Below are 342 nucleotides of genomic sequence, written 5' to 3'. Positions count from 1 at the left end.
GGGGAACCTGCGGTTGGATCACCTCCTTACCTGAATGATAGTGATTGTGCAGTGTCCACACAGATTGTCTGATAAAAGAAAATGAGCAGGAATGCCCGCGAAGAAGACTTGAGTCCCCTTCGTCTAGAGGCCTAGGACACCGCCCTTTCACGGCGGTAACAGGGGTTCGAATCCCCTAGGGGACGCCATCCTGTTCAGGCACTGTGTGAAAGGCAGGGTCAACGAATTATTGGTAAGCGGACTGCGAAGTCGGTTTACCAATAACGCTCTTTAACAATCTGGAACAAGCTGAAAATTTGAAACAATCAGTGCTGTCAATGACAGGACTGATGAGTCTCTCAA

At 49.1% G+C, this 342-nt stretch carries 1 tRNA gene; it reads left to right on the top strand.

Annotation, left to right across the window (positions count from 1 at the left end):
- The first annotated feature begins 112 nt into the window (after positions 1–112).
- Positions 113–188: transfer RNA gene (locus NXS07_RS21015), tRNA-Glu, on the top strand.
- Positions 189–342: the final 154 nt, after the last annotated feature.

Origin of the sequence: Xenorhabdus bovienii (assembly GCF_024721015.1) — a bacterium.
GTDB lineage: Bacteria > Pseudomonadota > Gammaproteobacteria > Enterobacterales > Enterobacteriaceae > Xenorhabdus > Xenorhabdus bovienii.
Note: the sequence above shows the minus strand (reverse complement) of the source record. Positions and strands in the feature narration are given on the sequence as shown.